1 protein-coding gene is annotated in these 213 nt (G+C 39.9%); it reads left to right on the top strand.

The annotated features are described in order from the left end of the window. Positions 1 to 213, top strand: a 213-nt coding sequence (locus tag V6252_RS13505) for a hypothetical protein (protein WP_341610775.1), incomplete at both ends; no start/stop codon positions are given.

The following is a 213-nucleotide window of genomic DNA, read 5'->3' as shown; positions in this document are numbered from 1 at the left end:
CAACCTTATTTTGGTGTTGATGCACCATTGTTGGTAACGACAGACTATAGTTATGATATAGACTCCAACAATCCAAGAGTAACGGTAGACACCTCTGCAGGAAAAGGTATGTTTGCTTATGGTGGATTACGTATGGGTGGAGAAGCTTTCTATAGCATGGATATTACCGACCTATCTGCGCCTGAAATACTATTTAAAGTCACTAAACAAGGT

Source organism: Psychrobacter proteolyticus (assembly GCF_038155145.1).
Taxonomy (GTDB): Bacteria; Pseudomonadota; Gammaproteobacteria; order Pseudomonadales; family Moraxellaceae; genus Psychrobacter; species Psychrobacter proteolyticus_B.
This window is presented reverse-complemented; position numbering and strand designations above follow the sequence as displayed.